At 50.0% G+C, this 3,142-nt stretch carries 3 protein-coding genes; all 3 read left to right on the top strand.

The features are described 5' to 3' along the window. The first annotated feature begins 284 nt into the window (after nt 1–284). On the top strand, nt 285–1,340 hold the full coding sequence (ftsY, locus tag COY37_RS09645) for a signal recognition particle-docking protein FtsY (RefSeq protein WP_286679263.1): 1,056 nt from the start codon (nt 285–287) through the stop codon (nt 1,338–1,340). A 145-nt stretch (nt 1,341–1,485) separates the two neighbouring features. After that, on the top strand, nt 1,486–2,220 hold the full coding sequence (locus COY37_RS09650) for a tetratricopeptide repeat protein (RefSeq protein ID WP_286679264.1): 735 nt from the start codon (nt 1,486–1,488) through the stop codon (nt 2,218–2,220). 196 nt (nt 2,221–2,416) lie between these two features. Continuing rightward, a partial coding sequence (locus tag COY37_RS09655; protein WP_286977393.1) for a hypothetical protein occupies nt 2,417–3,142 on the top strand: 726 nt, incomplete at its 3' end.

The raw sequence follows: 3,142 nt of genomic DNA on the forward strand, positions 1-3,142 counted from the left end.
AAAGCGGGTAACGGCGAGTAGCGAATGGCGATTAATTGTCATTCTGAGCGATAGCGAAGAATCTCGGGTGCACTACGAATGATTGTCACCTATGAGCGTCTAGGCGTAGCTAAACTACGGTAAGAAGATGGTTTTCCTCTGAACCCACATGCTAACTCTCATCCCATCCACCCATTCACCTCGCAATCAGCGTGAGCGAAAAGGGCTAATGTGGTATCATCATGTATCGAAGATTCACATCGCACAATATAAGGCATGATCAAATCTTAACGAGGTGTTATAGCATGCATTGGTTTAGGCGCCAGAAACCGGAGGACTACGAAGAAATAGAAGCCGCCGAAGAAGAAAAAGCAGAAGAAGCGACCGAGGAGGACGCCGAAGAGAATATCGAGGATATATTTGAGGAAACCGGGGAAGAGCAAAAGGTATCCTGGTTAGCCCGGCTTAAAAGCGGTCTCTCGAAAAGCCGCGAGAATATCGTCGGGCAAATCAGCGGATTGCTGTCGCGCAGCGGCAGCATTGATGAAGAGCTTTGGGATGACATAGAGGCGATACTTATCCAGGCGGACATCGGTATGCAATCCACTATGCACATTATCGATAACCTGCGCGATAGGGTCGACCGCGATCGGATAAAAGACCCCAACCTGATACTAGACCTCCTTAAGGATGAGCTTGTTTACATCCTGCAACAGAACGCCCCGCAAACCGAACACGACCACGCCGATCGCATAATTTACCTAATCGTCGGCGTCAACGGTACCGGCAAAACCACGACTATCGCCAAGCTTGCCAGGAGTTTTACAAAGTCCGGTAAGTCGGTGCTTCTCGGTGCCGCAGACACCTTTAGGGCCGCTGCGGTCGAGCAGCTCGACATATGGGCTAAACGTCTGAAAGTAGACATAGTAAAGCACGAGCGCGGCGCCGACCCGGCCGCCGTCGTCTACGATGCAATTCACGCGGCCAGCGCCAGGCGAACCGAGATTCTTTTAATCGATACCGCAGGCAGGCTCCACACCTACGTCAACTTAATGGAAGAGCTGAAAAAGATCAAGCGCATAGCCGAGCGCGAAAAAGGAGACGCCGAGCTTGAGACACTGCTGGTAATTGACGCAACCACCGGCCAAAACGGTATCGCTCAGGCCCGTCTCTTCGATGAGGCCCTTAAGATCGACGGCATCGTCCTGACAAAACTCGACGGCACAGCCAAAGGCGGTATCATCCTGGCTATCCAAGAGGAATTAAATATCCCCGTCCGCTATGTCGGTGTAGGCGAGGGTATGGACGACCTCCAGCAGTTTAAACCCGATGAGTTCGTCAAAGCCCTTGTCGGAGAATAACTACTATCCCACCGCCTAAACAATTAAAGAAAGCAGAGTTCAGTCCGATAATTACCATTAACGATGCTACCGCACTTAAAACCACATTAAGCGGTAGCATCAGTAATTAACAGTAATTATTAAAGCATTACTTGGAGGACCGGACATGAAACTTGGCTTTCTTTTTGCGCTTGGGATGATAATTATCTTAAGCATTGCGATTCGCAAGCGGCGCGACCAAATCCCCGGTGCGCAAAAACTCAACCAGCACCAGATAAAAGCACAGGAATTCGTCACGCACGGTGATTTCCACCAGGCAAAAGACGAGATAGAACAATCCGTCCAAAACGACCCCGAGAACGGGTTAAACTACTACGCGCTCGGCGTCATTCACTATAACCTCAAGCAGTTCAATAAGGCCTTAAAGAACCTTAAACAAGCCATCTTTATCGATAGGGACAATTGGGATGGGTGGTTTTTAATCGGCCGTATTTACCTTGAGCGCTATGACTACGACAAGGCCACAAAATACTTTAATAAGGCGATTCAACTTAACCCGGCGATGTCAAAAGCCCGCTTCGGTTTAGCGTCGATACTATTCGATCGCGGCCAGCTTAAGGAAGCGTCCGACCAGTATAACAGCATCATCGAGTTCGACCCGATGAACGCAAACGCGCACTACAATCTCGGCTCTTGCTTCCTCGAGCAGGAGATGTTTAAAGAAGCGATAAAAGAGCACGAGCTGGCAGCCGGGCTCGATCACGACAACGCGTACGCCCATTATTGGGTCGGGTACTCATACATCCAGCTTAACGATCGCAAGCGGGCGGCCGAGGCATTCGCAAAGTCGCTCGAGCGCGGCTACGACGGCGCAGCCGATGCGCTTAAAGATTTAATTTAGGACATTATTCTAAGAAATTATTTTTACGATACGGTTTCATCAGTTAGATAGACGCTCACATCCCAAGAAACGGTGGTCGCCCGACCGCCGTTTCTTTTTGCTCTATACGCCCATCCCAAACCCATCCCAAATTGCGCTATAATCATCTCATACTCATACCAGGAAATATTATTTCTAAAATATCGCGGTGAATGGCTTGTTTCTTCGAATTATCATAGACGCCTATAAACTCTTCGATCGCCGCTGGCTAATGATTATTGCCGCAGGCATCCTATCGGTCGGTATCGCCGATATTATCAGCCTCGTCTCGGCAGCATTACTGCATCTTCCTACGGTGGCCATGATGGGACCGGATGGAAAGCCCTTTAGTTTTAACTACAGCGTGTTTATCGACCTGCTCGTATTCTTCGTCGCCAACGTCTGGCTTGAGGGCTTTGTAGCGCTCATCGCTCTATCCGAAATAGGAGGCTGGACGGCTAAGTTCTTTGAAATGGCGTACAAAACAACAAGTATTTATCCAAGGGTTCTGGCCGCAAACTTCGTAGCGCAATTGATCATGTACGGAAGCCTGGTCCTGGCGTACGCGGCCCTGTCCCTTAACTTTATCGGTTTTCTCTTCGTAATCCCGGCGTTTCTCTTTGCGGTATGGTTCTCGCTTGTTTCGCCGGTCATCGTTGTCGACAGAACACGCCGCATCCGCGACGTCCTGCTTCGCAGCAGGTACTTGGTGCACGGTTACTTCTTTACGGTACTGCTCACCATGTTTATCGGGCTTGTCCCACCGCTTGTAACGCCCGACATTCAGAGCGGCAACCTCTTTTTCTGGCCCGCGATGACCTTCATCCATATTGCGACATCCATCATAGTATCGCTCGTCACGGTCGCCACATACCTAAACTTGAGGGCTGCAAAGGGAGCAAGC

The sequence above is a fragment of the Candidatus Aquicultor secundus genome, from assembly GCF_002791875.1.
Classification (GTDB): domain Bacteria; phylum Actinomycetota; class Aquicultoria; order Aquicultorales; family Aquicultoraceae; genus Aquicultor_A; species Aquicultor_A secundus.

Excerpts from the sequence above, each read along its gene's own strand:
- ftsY (WP_286679263.1), top strand. The coding sequence starts at position 285 with ATGCATTGGTTTAGGCGCCAGAAACCGGAGGACTACGAAGAAATAGAA.
- COY37_RS09650 (WP_286679264.1), top strand. The coding sequence starts at position 1,486 with ATGAAACTTGGCTTTCTTTTTGCGCTTGGGATGATAATTATCTTAAGC.